This is a genomic window from Micrococcus sp. HSID17227 (assembly GCF_003989405.1).
Taxonomy (GTDB): Bacteria; Actinomycetota; Actinomycetes; order Actinomycetales; family Micrococcaceae; genus Micrococcus; species Micrococcus luteus.
The window spans coordinates 1-13,344 of sequence record NZ_RBLN01000038.1; the positions used below are offsets into that span (position 1 = coordinate 1).

12 protein-coding genes and 1 pseudogene are annotated in these 13,344 nt (G+C 73.1%); 5 read left to right on the forward strand and 8 right to left on the reverse strand.

The features are described 5' to 3' along the window. A partial coding sequence (locus D8M29_RS03880) for a vitamin K epoxide reductase family protein (protein ID WP_305034213.1) occupies positions 1–376 on the forward strand: 376 nt, incomplete at its 5' end. Positions 377–462: 86 nt separating this feature from the next. On the opposite strand, the gene ndk is transcribed toward D8M29_RS03880, so the two are convergent. After that, positions 463–885: a nucleoside-diphosphate kinase gene (ndk, locus tag D8M29_RS03885; protein WP_044659083.1), complete on the reverse strand. Its 423-nt coding sequence runs from the start codon at positions 883–885 to the stop codon at positions 463–465. A gap of 75 nt (positions 886–960) precedes the next feature. Next, a complete protein-coding gene (locus D8M29_RS03890) occupies positions 961–1,305 on the reverse strand; it encodes a DUF4233 domain-containing protein (protein WP_354403124.1) in 345 nt (114 codons plus the stop codon). Here D8M29_RS03890 and D8M29_RS14475 point away from each other — a divergent pair. Continuing rightward, positions 1,298–1,342, forward strand: a pseudogene (locus D8M29_RS14475) (hypothetical protein); the annotation flags it as partial. The gene D8M29_RS03890 and the pseudogene D8M29_RS14475 sit on opposite strands and share 8 nt — an antisense overlap. A 115-nt stretch (positions 1,343–1,457) precedes the next feature. Here D8M29_RS14475 and D8M29_RS03895 read toward each other — a convergent pair. The 4 genes from D8M29_RS03895 to D8M29_RS03910 form a co-directional block, all read right to left on the reverse strand. Then, positions 1,458–3,011: a folylpolyglutamate synthase/dihydrofolate synthase family protein gene (locus D8M29_RS03895; RefSeq protein WP_044659085.1), complete on the reverse strand. Its 1,554-nt coding sequence runs from the start codon at positions 3,009–3,011 to the stop codon at positions 1,458–1,460. Continuing rightward, the gene (gene ileS, locus D8M29_RS03900) at positions 3,011–6,427 is read right to left on the reverse strand and encodes an isoleucine--tRNA ligase (protein WP_049147772.1); all 3,417 of its coding nucleotides are present in this window, start codon (positions 6,425–6,427) and stop codon (positions 3,011–3,013) included. Before ileS ends, D8M29_RS03895 begins: the two co-directional genes overlap by 1 nt. Before the next feature lie 277 nt (positions 6,428–6,704). After that, positions 6,705–7,340 (reverse strand): TIGR03085 family metal-binding protein, encoded by a 636-nt coding sequence (locus D8M29_RS03905; protein ID WP_041104913.1) that lies wholly within the window; start codon positions 7,338–7,340, stop codon positions 6,705–6,707. 80 nt (positions 7,341–7,420) lie between these two features. Then, the gene (locus D8M29_RS03910) at positions 7,421–8,842 is read right to left on the reverse strand and encodes an FAD-dependent oxidoreductase (protein WP_127445799.1); all 1,422 of its coding nucleotides are present in this window, start codon (positions 8,840–8,842) and stop codon (positions 7,421–7,423) included. Positions 8,843–8,984: 142 nt separating this feature from the next. Between D8M29_RS03910 and rarD the strand changes: the two genes are divergently transcribed. From rarD to D8M29_RS03925, 3 genes are read left to right on the forward strand one after another with little or no spacing between them, the layout of a single operon-like run. Further along, positions 8,985–10,004: an EamA family transporter RarD gene (gene rarD / locus D8M29_RS03915; RefSeq protein WP_044659539.1), complete on the forward strand. Its 1,020-nt coding sequence runs from the start codon at positions 8,985–8,987 to the stop codon at positions 10,002–10,004. 9 nt (positions 10,005–10,013) lie between these two features. Next, on the forward strand, positions 10,014–10,508 hold the full coding sequence (locus D8M29_RS03920) for a hypothetical protein (RefSeq protein ID WP_036337079.1): 495 nt from the start codon (positions 10,014–10,016) through the stop codon (positions 10,506–10,508). Beyond that, positions 10,505–11,002, forward strand: a complete 498-nt coding sequence (locus D8M29_RS03925) for an HIT family protein (protein ID WP_036337071.1) — start codon at positions 10,505–10,507, stop codon at positions 11,000–11,002. The genes D8M29_RS03920 and D8M29_RS03925 overlap by 4 nt, the downstream gene beginning before the upstream one ends. Positions 11,003–11,045: 43 nt before the next feature. Here D8M29_RS03925 and D8M29_RS03930 read toward each other — a convergent pair whose 3' ends face one another. Continuing rightward, positions 11,046–12,110 carry a polyprenyl synthetase family protein gene (locus tag D8M29_RS03930; RefSeq protein WP_036337060.1) on the reverse strand — a complete coding sequence of 355 codons (1,065 nt, stop codon included), beginning with the start codon at positions 12,108–12,110 and terminating at the stop codon, positions 11,046–11,048. Then, the gene (locus D8M29_RS03935; protein WP_238693320.1) at positions 12,107–13,201 is read right to left on the reverse strand and encodes an FAD-dependent monooxygenase; all 1,095 of its coding nucleotides are present in this window, start codon (positions 13,199–13,201) and stop codon (positions 12,107–12,109) included. Before D8M29_RS03935 ends, D8M29_RS03930 begins: the two co-directional genes overlap by 4 nt. Positions 13,202–13,344: the final 143 nt, after the last annotated feature.

Sequence of the window (13,344 nt, forward strand, 5' to 3'; positions counted from 1 at the left end):
TATCGGCGTGGTCGCGTTCTCCGTGCTCATCACCGTGGGGATGTCCCTGCTCGCCGGCGCCCGCTTCGCCCGCTGGTACTGGCTGCTGATGAACGCGGGGATCCTGGCGGGCTTCGCGTTCTGCGTGTGGCTCTGGTACTCGGCCGTCTACAGCATCGGCACGCTCTGCCTCTACTGCATGATCGTGTGGGCCATGGTCATCGCCCAGCTCGTGCTCGTGACGTCCCGGAACCTGCAGACCGGCACGCTGCCGGCCCCGGCCGGTCTCGTCCGCCTCGCCCGGGAGCTGGCCTGGCCCGTGATCGTGCTCCTCTACGTCCTGGTGTTCGCCTCGATCCTGCTGGAACTGGGCCTCGGGGTCATCGGGATCGACTGAGCCCGCGCTCCCCCACCGGGCACGACGACGGCGGCCGGTCACCCCACCAGGGTGACCGGCCGCCGTCGTGCGGGCCCGGAACGGGCTCAGCCGAACCAGATCGCGAGCTCGCGCTCGGCCGAAAGGGTCGAGTCCGAACCGTGGACGAGGTTCTTCTGGACGGCCTCGCCCCAGTCCCGGCCCAGGTCGCCGCGGATGGTGCCCGGGGCGGCCACGGTGGGGTCGGTCTTGCCGGCCAGCGAGCGGAACCCCTCGATCACCGAATCGCCCGTGACGCGCGCGGCCACCACGGGGCCGGAGGCCATGAACGCGACCAGCGGCTCGAAGAACGGCTTGCCCTGGTGCTCCTCGTAGTGGCGCTCCAGCATGGCACGGGTGGGCGTGAGCATCTTCAGATCGGCGATCACGTAGCCCTTGCGCTCGATGCGCGCGAGGATCTCGCCGACCAGGTTGCGGGCCACCCCGTCCGGCTTGATGAGGACGAGGGTCTCTTCGGTCTGGTGCGTCATGGGGTGTGCTCCTAGCGTCGTCGGACGGCCGCGAGCGCGGTCCGGTTCCCGCCCCACCCTAGTGGGGCCCGGGTCTCAGCGTCCGTGCTCGGCCTCCCAGGCGGCCTCGAGGCGGTCGCGCTGGGCGTTCTCGACGTCCATGGCCCCGCCCTTGATCACGGCGTACGCCCACGTCAGCGCGAAGAGGGCCCCCACCACGAACATCGAGTACTCCCAGAAGCCGGAGGCCAGCAGGACGGCCTGGATCGCCCAGCCGATCGCGATGCCGACGGGCCTGCGCACCAGGGCGCAGGTCAACACCGCGACGACGGCCAGCGCGGAGTAGCCCGCCACGAACCACCAGGCGCCCGGCTCGTCCCGGTGCATGCCGAACAGCATGAGCCCGAGGAAGAAGATGAGCACCGCCTCGAGCATGAGGATCGTGGAGGTGAACAGGGCGCGCACGGAGCGGCGGCGCCGACGAGTGCCGGGGCGCCACTGCCGCTGGGCTCGCGTCTCACGCGCGGGGCGCCAGGACTCGTCGCCGAAGCGCCCCTGCTCCGTGGCGCCTCCGGTCTCCGGCTGGTCGGGGGTCATCGGTCCTCCTCCGGCCGGCGGCGGGCGCCGGCGTCGTCGCGGTCCTCGAGCAGCTCGAGGATCTCCGGATCCAGATCGTCCTCGTCGGCGTCCGCCAGCCCGACGGCGTCGAGCAGGTCGGCGGGGTCGAGGCCGCGGGCGGCCACGGTGACGGGGCCGGCGTGGCGGGGCTCGCCCACGAGGGTGCGGACCTCCGCGGCCAGGGTGATCGAGCCGAGCACGAGCACGCCGCCGCCGGTGCCAGAGGCCAGTTCATCCGCACTCGTCTCCAGGGCCTCCGCGCGGCCGACCGCCCACTCCAGGGCGTCCGGCACGGACTCGGTGGCGTACACGTCATCCTCGGGCCAGCCGGCGTCGACGGCCATGCGGGCCAGCTCCCCGGCCGGGATGGCGCGGGCCGAGGAGGACTGCGTCACCGCGAGGTCCTCCACGTCGTCGCCGAACGCCCGGTAGAGCGCCGCGAGCATGCCCGGCGCGTCCTTCTCCTGGAGGATCCCGACGACCAGCGAGAGGCGGGTGAAGCCGAACGCCTCCTGCACCGCGCGGGCCGTGGCCCGCACGCCGTCCGGGTTGTGGGCGGCGTCCACGATGAGCGTGGGGGCGGTGCGCAGCACCTCGAGCCGGCCGGGCGAGGTGACCTGGGACAGCCCCTCGCGCAGCAGCTCCTCGTCCAGCGGTCGCTCGCCGCCGCCCAGGAACATCTCCAGGGCCGCCACGGCCACCGCGAGGTTCTGCGCCTGGTGCTCCCCGAGCAGCGGCAGGAACAGGTCCCGGTACTCGGCCGCGAGGCCACGCACGGACACCTGCTGGCCGCCCACGGCCAGGGAGCGCTCGAGCACGCCGAACTCGACGCCCTCGAAGCGGAACGGCACGTCGGCCGCTCGGGCCGCCTCGAGCAGCACCTGGGCGGCGTCGCGCTCCTGGGCGGCGGAGACGAGGGCGCCGCCGGGCTTGATGATGCCGGCCTTCTCCTCGGCGATCTCGGCCTCGGTCTCCCCCAGCAGGTCCGTGTGGTCCAGGGAGATGGGGGTGACCACGGAGACGACGGCGTCCGCGACGTTGGTCGCGTCCGTCACGCCCCCGAGGCCCACCTCGAGGACGACGACCTCGACGGGTTCGTCCGCGAACACCGCGAAGCCCAGCGTGGTGACCGCCTCGAAGTACGTCAGCGGGACCTCGCCCGCCGCCTCGAGCTCCGCGTCCACGGTCTGCACGATCGGGAGGATCTCCCCCCACACGCGCACGAAGGTCTCGTCGGCGACGGGGGCGCCGTCGATGCTGATCCGCTCCGTGACGCGCTGCAGGTGCGGCGAGGTGTAGCGCCCGGTGCGCAGCCCGTAGGCGCGCAGGACGGCCTCGACCATCCGCGCCGTGGACGTCTTGCCGTTGGTGCCGGTCAGGTGGATCACCGGGGCCGCGTGCTGCGGGTCGCCGAGCAGCGCGAGCACGCGCCGCATCGGCTCGAGCCGCGGCTGCATCTTGTTCTCCGGAGCGCGGGCGAGCAGGTCCCGGTAGACCTCCTCGACCGTGCCCGGGACGTCCCCGCGCATCACGCGTCCGCCTTCGCGACGGTGACGGCCACGGTCTTCATGGCGTCGTCGGCCGGGTCCTTGCGCGGGTCGGCCGCGCCGGAGTCCACGAGCTCCAGGTCCACCGTGAGGGTCTCCTCCGCCACGAGGCCGCGGTGGGCCTCGAGCGCCGCCACCACGGCGGTGGGGCCCTCGATCCGCGTGCGCACGCGGTCGGAGACGTCCAGGCCGGCGTCCTTGCGGGCCGCCTGGACGGCGCGGACCACGTCCCGGGCGGTGCCCTCGGCGGCCAGCTCCGCGGTGACCTGCGTGTCCAGGACGAGGAAGCCGGCGGTGCCGGGCAGCACGCCCACCGTGGTCCCCTCGGGGGCACCGGTGGAGACGGTGCGCAGCTCGTAGAGCGCGGGGGCCAGGGTCACGGTCTCGCCGTCGGCGAGCGTGACCGCCAGGCCCTCGGCCGTCTCCTCGTAGGCGCCGGCGTCGACCGCCTGCTTCACGAGCGGCACCTGCCTGCCGAACGCCTTGCCGAGCTCGCGGAAGTTCAGCTTCAGCTCCGTGCCGATGCCGTAGCGGGCGATCGCCTCCTCCGAGAGCTCGGTGAGCTCGACGTCCTTGAGGTTCAGCTCGTCCGCCACGATGCGGGCGTAGGTGCCCTCGAGGCCCGCCGCGTCCGGGACGACGACGGACAGGCGGGGCAGCGGCAGGCGCACCCGGCGCCCGGCCCCCTTGCGAAGGGCCGAGCCGGCCGAGCTGATGCGGCGCACGGCGTCCATGCGGGCCACGAGGGAGTCCGCCTCGGGCCCGTGGGGGAACAGGTCGGCGTCCGGGTAGTCGGTCAGGTGGACCGAGCGGCCGCCCGTGAGACCGCGCCAGATCTCCTCGGCGATCAGCGGCATCAGCGGCGCGGCGGCCCGGGTGAAGGCCTCGAGAACGGTGTAGAGGACGTCGAAGGCGACGGTGTCCTCGTCGAAGAACCGCTCACGGGACCGGCGGATGTACCAGTTGGTCAGCGTGTCCATGAAGCCGCGCAGCGCGTCCGTGGCGTCCGAGACCTCGTAGGCGTCCAGGCCGGTCTTGACCTCCCGCAGCATGCGGCCCGTGGCGGCCAGGATGTACTGGTCCAGGGGGTCCTCGGCGGTGTGCCGCTCCTGCGCGCGGTACCCCTCGGGGCGGGCGCCGCCGTCGTGCGCGGTGTTCGCGTACAGGGTGAAGAAGTGGTAGGCGTTCCACGCCGGCAGCAGCACCTGGCGGACGCCCTCGCGGATGCCCTCCTCCGTGACGATCAGGTTGCCGCCGCGCAGGATGGGGCTGGCCATGAGGAACCAGCGCATGGCGTCCGCGCCGTCGCGGTCCAGGACCTCCGTGACGTCTGGGTAGTTGCGCAGCGACTTGGACATCTTCTGTCCGTCCGAGCCGAGCACGATGCCGTGCGAGATCACGTGGGAGAAGGCCGGCCGGTCGAACAGGGCGGTCGCCAGGATGTGCATGGTGTAGAACCAGCCGCGCGTCTGGCCGATGTACTCCACGATGAAGTCCGCCGGGTTGTGCGTGGGGAACCAGTCCGCGCGCTCGAACGGGTAGTGCACCTGGGCGTACGGCATGGAGCCGGAGTCGAACCAGACGTCCAGCACGTCCTCGACCCGGCGCATGACCGCACCGGCCGCGGCGGCCTCGGGGTCCGGGTGGGGGCGGGTGAGGTCGTCCACCCACGGGCGGTGCAGGTCCACCTCGCCCTGGGCGTTGCGCGGCAGGCGGCCGAAGGCCTCCTCGATCTCCGCGAGCGAGCCGTAGACCTCCTGGCGGGGGAAGTCGGGGTGGTCGGACTCCCACACCGGGATGGGCGAGCCCCAGTACCGGTTGCGGGAGATGGACCAGTCGCGCGCGTTGGCGACCCACGTGCCGAACTGCCCGTGCTTCACGTTGCCGGGGATCCAGGTGATCTCCTCGTTCAGCTCGAGCATGCGCTCCTTGATCTGGGTGACCTTGACGTACCAGGACGTCACCGCGCGGTAGATCAGGGGCGTGCGGCACCGCCAGCAGTGCGGGTAGGAGTGCTCGTAGGAGGCTTCGCGGGCCACGCGGCCCAGGGCGCGCAGGGCGCGGATGATCGTGCGGTTGGCCTCGAAGACCTGCACGCCGGCGATCTCGCGCAGGTCGCCGCGCCCGACGTCCTCGCGGGCGAACAGCGGCAGGAACCGGGCACCGGAGTCCACGGAGAGCAGCACGGGGATGCCGTTGGCCTCGCACACGCGCTGATCGTCCTCACCGTAGGCCGGCGCCTGGTGGACCACGCCGGTGCCGTCCTCGGTGGAGACGTAGTCGTCCACGAGGATGCGGTGGGCGCCCTCGACGCCGAGGTCACGGCCGTTGACGGTGAAGGTCTCCCCGCGGTGGGCGTCGAACACGTCCGTGAACAGCGGCGCGTAGGCCAGGCCGCCGAGGCGGGCGCCGGGGATCGTCTCGGTGACCGCGGCGCGGGCGGCGTCGGCATCGGCGTAGCCGAGCTCCCTGGCGTGGGCGCCCACCAGGTCCACGGCCAGGAGGAAGCGGTCCCCGTCCGCGGTCGCGCCCTCGGGGCCGGCCGGCACCACGGCGTACTGGATCTGGGGGCCGACGGCGAGGGCCGCGTTGGTCGGCAGCGTCCAGGGCGTGGTGGTCCAGGCCAGGACGTGGACGCCGGCCAGGTGCGCGGCGAGCGCCGCGTCGGCGCCGCCGTCGGGCACGAGGGCGGGGTCCGCCGGGAGGCCGGTGATCGGGAACGTGACGGTGACCGAGGGGTCCTGGCGCATCTTGTAGACGTCGTCGTCCATGCGCAGCTCGTGGTTGGACAGCGGGGTCTCGTCGTTCCAGCAGTAGGGCAGGACGCGGAAGCCGCGGTAGGTCAGGCCCTTGCGGTGCAGCTCGGAGAAGGCCCAGATCACGGACTCCATGAAGTCCGGGGTGAGGGTCTTGTAGTCGTTCTCGAAGTCGACCCAGCGGGCCTGGCGGGTCACGTAGTCCTGCCACTGGTCCGTGTACTTCAGGACCGAGGAGCGGCAGGCGTCGTTGAACTTGTCGATGCCCATGGCCTCGATCTCGGACTTGTCCGTCATGCCCAGCTGCTTCATCGCCTCGAGCTCGGCGGGCAGGCCGTGGGTGTCCCAGCCGAAGCGGCGCTCCACGCGGCGGCCCTGCTGCGTCTGGTAGCGGGCCACGAGGTCCTTGACGTACCCGGTGAGCAGGTGGCCGTAGTGCGGCAGGCCGTTGGCGAAGGGCGGGCCGTCGTAGAAGACGAACTCGTTCTGCGAGCCGTCCTCGTTGAAGGCGGGACGCTGGTCGATCGAGGCCTGGAAGGTGCCGTCCTCGTCCCAGTACGCCAGGATGCGGCGCTCGATCTCCGGGAAGCGCGGGGAGGCGGGGGTGCGGCCGTCAGGGGCGGAGGAGGCGAGGGGGTACACGGGGGTCCTTTGCGTCCGGGGCGTCGGTTCCGTGCAAGGACGCCCGAGGGCCCGACCCTCCGGCCGGCCGCGGACGCGGTACCACCTTGCTTGCCGGCGTCGGGAGGTCCCCGGGGTGCCGGCCGCTTGATGACTGCTGTGACGGGCTTACCCGTCCGGTTCTACTGGGGCCGTGCGGCCCGTTCTTCCGGAGGCTCGCCGGTGATGGCCGGGTCGACGCCTGTGCCCGCCAGTGTAGTGGACGATGCGCCGGCCCGTGGCCGCGGGCCGGAGCGCATCAGAGGGCGGTGCGCACGGCCGCCGACGCGTCGCCGTCGAGCTCCACGTGGACGGCGTCCCGGCCCGAGGCCCAGAGGAGGAGCTCCCCGACCTCGCCGGTCACCGTGACGGGCGCCCGCAGCGCCACGGCCCCACGGGTGACGGTGACCGGGGCGCGACCCGGGCCCTGGAGGACCACCGGCGCCGCGGACTTACGCAGGAACAGCGGGGCCATGCGGCGCAGCGAGCGGTAGAGGGCGTCCTCCTCGTCCGGGGAGAACGAGCGCGGGGCGGGCAGCGAGCCGCCGGCCGACGACTCGCCGCGCCGGACGTCCTCGAGGTGGATGAAGTGCTCGGCCGCGTTCACGTGCCTGTCCGCCGCCCGCATGGGGTTCAGCGCCGACGGGCCCGCGGCCCACTCCCGCACGACCTCGGCGTAGTCGCGGCGCTTGGTCTCCGCGGTCAGGCGGTCGAGGTGGCGGGACAGCGGCGGGATGAACAGGGCGGCGAAGGCGTCGGGCCGGCGCTCCCGCAGCCAGAGGTGGGCGGCGAGGTCGCGGGTGCTCCAGCCGCCGCACAGGGTGGGCGCGTCGGGGCCCTTCTCAAGCAGGAGGTCAGCGAGGCGGGCGCGTTCGGCTGCGGCGAAGGTGGTCATGGGCACCACGGTAGGGAGCGGGCCGCGGCGCGGGCGAGGGGTGGGCCGCGCCCGGCCGCGAATCCACCCGACGGGAGGGCTCAGCCTCCGGCGCCGAGGAGGACGCTCTCCCGGGAGATGCGGGTCATCTCCTCCCGGTCCACGACCTTCACCCGCTCCCGCGCCACCGGACCGGTCTGCGTCGCCTGCGCACCCAGGGACTTCTCATGCTCATCCAGAGCATGCCACCCAGCCCACGTCGTGTACGGCACCTCACGGGACTCGAGCAGCTCGATCACCGACTCCTCCGAGGGCTCCTGAGCCCTCCACAGCCCCGGCTCGTCCTCGATCAGATGCTTGATCGTCTCCAGAGAGTCACCCTTGGTGTGCCCGATCAACCCCACCGGGCCCCGCTTGATCCACCCCGAGGCATACAGGCCCGGCACCGGGGCACCGTCCGCGTCCAGCACCCGGCCTTCCGCATTCGGGATCACCCCACGCACCTCATCGAACTCCACCCCCTCCACCGGGGACCCGAAGTACCCCACGGCCCGGTAGACCGCCTGCACCGGGTAGTCCACGGTCTCGTCCGTCGGGCGGACCCCACCGGAACCGTCCAGCTCCATTCGGCGCATCCGCAGGCCGTCCACCCGGCCGTCGCCGTCCTCGTCCAGGAACTCCTCGGGGGCCTGCAGGAAATGCAGGTGCAGCCGACGCGAGGCGCTCTGCTGACGGTCCTCCTGCTCCATGAGCCAGTTCGTCAACGTGCCCACCATGGTGCGGACCTGGTTGTTCTCCTCGATCGCCTTCTCCGAGGCCGCATCGAAGTCGAAGTCCTCCTCGTACAGCACGATGTCCACATCCCGGGAGTGCGCCAGCTCCCGCAGCTCCAGCGGGGTGAACTTCACCTGCGCCGGCCCGCGCCGACCGAACACGTGCACGTCCGTGACCGGGGAGGCGGCCAGGTCCCGGTACACGTTGTCCGGGATCTCGGTGGGCAGCAGGTCCTCGGCATGCTTGGACAGGATCCGGGCCACATCCAGGGCCACGTTCCCGTTGCCGATCACCGCCACCTGCGTGGCCTCCAACGGCCAGTGCCGCGGCACATCCGGGTGCCCGTCATACCAGGACGCGAAGTCGGCGCCACCGAACGAGCCGGCCAACTCCACCCCGGGAACGTCCAGGGCCGCGTCCCGCACGGCACCGGTGGAGAACACGATCGCGTCGTAATGCCGACGCAGATCCGCCAGGCTCAGGTCCGTGCCGTAGTCCACGTTCCCGAGGAAACGGATGTCCCCGCGGTCCATGACCTTGTGCAGGGCGGTGACGATGCCCTTGATGCGCGGGTGGTCCGGGGCCACCCCGTAGCGGATGAGGCCGAACGGGGCCGGGTACCGGTCGAACAGGTCGATGCTGACACGGAAGTCCCGTTCCTCCTTGGTCAGGATGTCCGCCGTGTACACCCCGGCGGGTCCGGCACCGATGATGGCGATGCGCAACGGGCGGTCAGGGCGAACGGTCACGGTGGGTGGGTCCTTTTCGACGACGGCGGGGCACGCCGGCGGAGCGCGGGGCAAGGCCCGGCACCGGCGCGCGGGATCGACCCCCCAGTCTACCGCCGTGACCGGGAGGAACCTGGGTGAGAGTGCTCACCCGGACCGTACAGTGGTCCGCGTGAGCCCCTCCTCCCCCGCTGTCCGGCCCGGCGTGACCCCCGACGGCGCCGCCCCCGACACCGGCGCCCTGCCCACCGTCTCCCCCGCCCCGGCCGATGACCCGCGTGGGCTGGCCCTCGGCTTCACCGCCTACTTCGTGTGGGGCCTGCTGCCGCTCTACATGGCGGTGCTCGCGCCCGCCGGGGCCCTGGAGATCGTGGTGGTGCGCATCGGCTTCGCCCTGATCTTCTGCCTGCTGCTGCTGACCGTGATGCGCCGCCTGCGCGAGCTGGGGACGGCGCTGGCCACGCCCGGCCGCTGGGGCACCACGGGTCTGGCCGCCGGGATCATCGCGGTGAACTGGCTGCTGTACGCGGTCTCGGTCACCACGGGCAACGTGCTCCAGGCGTCGCTGGGCTACTTCATGAACCCGCTGGTGAATGTCCTGCTCGGCGTGCTCTTCCTCGGGGAGCGGCTGCGGCGGGGCCAGTGGGTGGCCGTCGGGATCGCGGTGGCCGCCGTCGTCGTGATGTCCGCGGCGATGGGGCAGGTGCCGTGGATCGCGCTCGGGCTGGCCACCTCGTTCGGGCTCTACGGCTTCGTGAAGAAGCGCTTCCCCTCCCCCGTGCACGCGGTGACCGCGATGACCGCCGAGACCGTGGTGCTGATCCCCGTGTTCGTGGTGGGCAGCGTGCTGCTGGCGCAGGCCGGGCTGCTCACCACCGTCACCGAGGGGCCCGGCCACTTCTGGCTCATGGCCGGGCTCGGCGTGCTCACCGCCGTTCCGCTCATCCTGTTCTCGGCGGCGGCCCGCTCCCTGACGCTGACCACGCTCGGGATGCTGCAGTACACGGCGCCCATCCTGCAGTTCCTCGTGGCGGTCACGGTCCTCGGCGAGCAGATGCCCGCGGCCCGCTGGGCGGGCTTCGGGCTCATCTGGCTCTCGCTGGCGGTCTTCACCCTCGACCAGCTGAACGCCTCCCGCCTGCAGCGTCGGGCGGTCCGGGCCGGGCAGGGCGCGCACGCCTAGACTGACGACATGCCCGCCAAGCCCCCCGCCCCCGTGTACCTCCCGGCCTTCCAGCGGCTCGTCCCGGACCTGCTGGGCGACGCCTGGGCCGAGGACGACGGCCTCTCCCCGGCCGACGTCGACGCCCGACTGGCCCAGTCCCCCGCGGCGGAGCAGCTCGGTGCCGGGCTCATGATCCCGGCCGCCCTGCGCGAGTTCTACCTCGCCCTGGGCAACTGCGGCGACCTCATGGAGACGGACCACTACGTGTGGGACCCCGAAGACCTCGAGGTGCGGGACGGCTTCCTCATGTTCCTGGAGGACGCGGACGAGACGGTCGTGTGGGGCCTGCCGGTGGACAACCTGGCGTTGCCGGACCCGCTGGTGTGGCGGCGCTCCGCCGGCGCCGACGCGCCCGAGGGCGAGTGGCAGGACGAGGGCGGCACCTTCAGCGAGTTCCTGACGGACCTGCTCGCGTGGACCTTCGAAGACCCCGAGGACGACGGCGAGGGGCTGGACCGGTGACCACGCCCGCCCCGGTCTCCCACGCCCCGGACGACTACGTCTGCCCGTTCTGCGGGCTCGTGGCCGGCGACGTCTCCGACCCGGGCAACCGGTGCGAGCTCGGGGACACCGTCTACCAGGACGAGGACCTGCTCGTGCTGATCGCCGTGGACGGGTTCGGCGACCACGAGGGCCACGCCATGGTCTGCCCGGCCGAGCACTACGAGAACCTCTACGACCTGCCCCCGCGCGCGCTGCAGCGCATCGCCCTGATGGCCCAGCAGGTGGCGCTGGCCATGAAGCGCGCGTGGGCCCCGGACGGGGTCTCCACGCGCCAGCACAACGAGCCCGCCGGCAACCAGCACGTGTGGCACTACCACCTGCACGTGTTCCCCCGCTTCGAGGGGGACATGCTCTACCGGCAGCTGCGCCACCCGGTGGCCCCGGAGGTCCGCGCCCGCAAGGCGCGGGAGCTCGCGGCCGCGCTGGACCCCGCCCCGACCCGCCTGGACTGAGCGGCCGCCCCGGATCGAGGCGGCGACGCCTCCGACCGCGGCGTCAGGCCGAGCGCCCGACCACGTAGTCGGCGAACGCCTCGAGCGCCGCCTTCACGGCGGAGTCCGGCAACGGGGTGAGCGCCTGCTTCGCCTGTTCCGCCCAGTCACGGGTGATCGCCCACGCCTCGTCGATGGCGGGGTGGCCCGTGAGCGCGGCGACGGCGGCGGCCAGCTGCTCGTCCGAGTCGAGCGGCCCGTCCACGAGCGCGCGCACCCGGTGGGCGTCCTCGGCCTCCGGCCCCTCGCCCTGCGCGGCGCGGGCCAGCAGCAGCGTGGTCAGGGTGGGCACGCGCTCGCGCAGGTCCGTGCCGGGGACCTTGCCGATCCGCTCGGCGTCGCCGGTGAGGTCGATCAGGTCGTCGGCGAGCTGGAAGGCCAGGCCCACCTTCTCGCCGTAGGCGCGCATCACCTGGACGGCGGCCTCGTCGGCTCCGCCCAGCAGCGCGCCGAGCATGCCGGCCGCGGCGATCAGCGAGCCGGTCTTGCCGGAGAGCACCGCGTAGTAGTGCTCGATCGGGTCCGCACCCTCGGCCGGGCCGCGGGTCTCCCACAGCTGGCCCTGCACGAGGCGTTCGAAGGTGTCCGCCTGGATCTGCACGGGCCGCGGGCCGAGCTCGGCCATGAGCTGGGAGGCGCGGGCGAAGATCAGGTCGCCGGCCAGGATCGCCGCCGAGTTGCCCCACAGCCGGTGGGCGGCGGGGGCGCCGCGGCGCACGGGGGCCTCGTCCATCACGTCGTCGTGGTACAGCGTGGCCAGGTGCGTCAGCTCCATCACGACGGCGGCCTGGCGGGCGGGCGCGTCCACGTCGGCGACCTCGCCGGAGGCCAGGGCGGGGTCGCCCAGGAGGGAGGCGAGCACCGTCAGGACCGGACGGACCCGCTTGCCGCCGGCGGCCAGCAGGTGGTGGGCGGCGGTGTCGGAGAAGAGGTCGTCGAAGCCGAGGGCGCTGTCCAGCTGCTCCTCGACCTGCTCGAGCGCGGTCAGCACGACCTCCAGGACACGGCCGTGCTCGGCGAGGGGTTCGAAGCCGGAGGGCAGGGCGAAGCCGGGGTCTGCGGTGGTCACCGGGCAAGCCTACCCAACGGCGCGCCGCCCGCGGTCGTCAGCGCGGGGGTGAGCGCCTCGAGCACGCGGACGGCCCGGTCGACGGCGTCGCCGCCCCGCGCGTCCACCGTGTTGCCCATGACCTTCACCGCGGCCCGCAGCAGCGGGGGTGCGGCCATCCCGGCGCCCAGTGCCGCCTTCATCACGCGCGGATCGCCGATCAGGCGGGCGAACCGGGCGCCGAGGGCGAAGTGTCGGCCCCACAGGTGCTGGGTGATCACCGGGTAACGGGACAGGATCGCGTCCGCGGCGCCGTCGGTCCCGGCCGCGTGCGCCTGCACCGCCAGGTCCGCGGCCAGGCGGGCCGCCTCCATCGCGAACCCGATGCCCTCGCCGTTGAACGGGGAGACCATGCCGGCCGCGTCGCCCACCAGGAGCATGCCCGGCACGTGCTGGGGGGTGCGGTTGAACGCCATCGGCAGGGCGGCGCCGAGGATCCGCGAGGTGCGCGTCTGCTCGGCGATCCCCCAGTCCGCGGTGAGCGCCCCGGTCCAGGACTTCAGCAGCCCGCGGTAGTCCAGCTTCCCGAACTGCGGGGAGGTGTCCAGGATGCCCAGGCCCACGTTCACGGTGCCGTCCGCGAGCGGGAACAGCCAGCCGTAGCCGGGCAGCGGGTTGCCCTCGGCATCCGGCAGGCGCAGCCAGGACTCCATCCACTCCCCGCGGTCGCCGGGCGGGGCGGGGATCGCCCCGTCGACGGCGGCGCCGGCGGTGTAGTAGGCCCGCACGGCCACGCCCATGGGCCGGTCCTCGCGGCGGTGCAGGCCCGCGGAGCCGGCGGCACGGGCGGAGACGCCGTCGCACGCGAGCACGATCGGCGCGGTGAAGCGGGCGGTCTCCCCGGTCTTGCGGCCGTTCGGCGCGATCAGCTCCGCGTCCAGCCCGACCACGCGTCCGGCCTCGTCCCGCACGACGCCGGTGACGGCGTGCCGCTCGCGGACCTCGGCGCCGCGGGTGCGCGCCAGGTCCGCCAGGAGGGCGTCGAAATCGCGGCGGGTGCGCGTTAGCGCGTAGTCCGGCCAGGTCTGGGTGGGCGCCCACGGCACGTACACGCTGCGCGCTCCCCCGCGCAGCCGCCGGCCCCGGATGAAGAGCGGAAGACCTCTGGGTCGGGGAGGCGGGTCTCGGCCTGTGTAGCACGTCGCTCTCGCAGCAGCGTCACAGAGACAAGATCTACCTGATGGCGTACGACGCG

Excerpts from the sequence above, each read along its gene's own strand:
- ndk (WP_044659083.1), bottom strand. The coding sequence starts at position 885 with ATGACGCACCAGACCGAAGAGACCCTCGTCCTCATCAAGCCGGACGGG.
- D8M29_RS03895 (WP_044659085.1), bottom strand. The coding sequence starts at position 3,011 with ATGCGCGGGGACGTCCCGGGCACGGTCGAGGAGGTCTACCGGGACCTG.
- D8M29_RS03905 (WP_041104913.1), bottom strand. The coding sequence starts at position 7,340 with ATGACCACCTTCGCCGCAGCCGAACGCGCCCGCCTCGCTGACCTCCTG.
- D8M29_RS03920 (WP_036337079.1), top strand. The coding sequence starts at position 10,014 with ATGCCCGCCAAGCCCCCCGCCCCCGTGTACCTCCCGGCCTTCCAGCGG.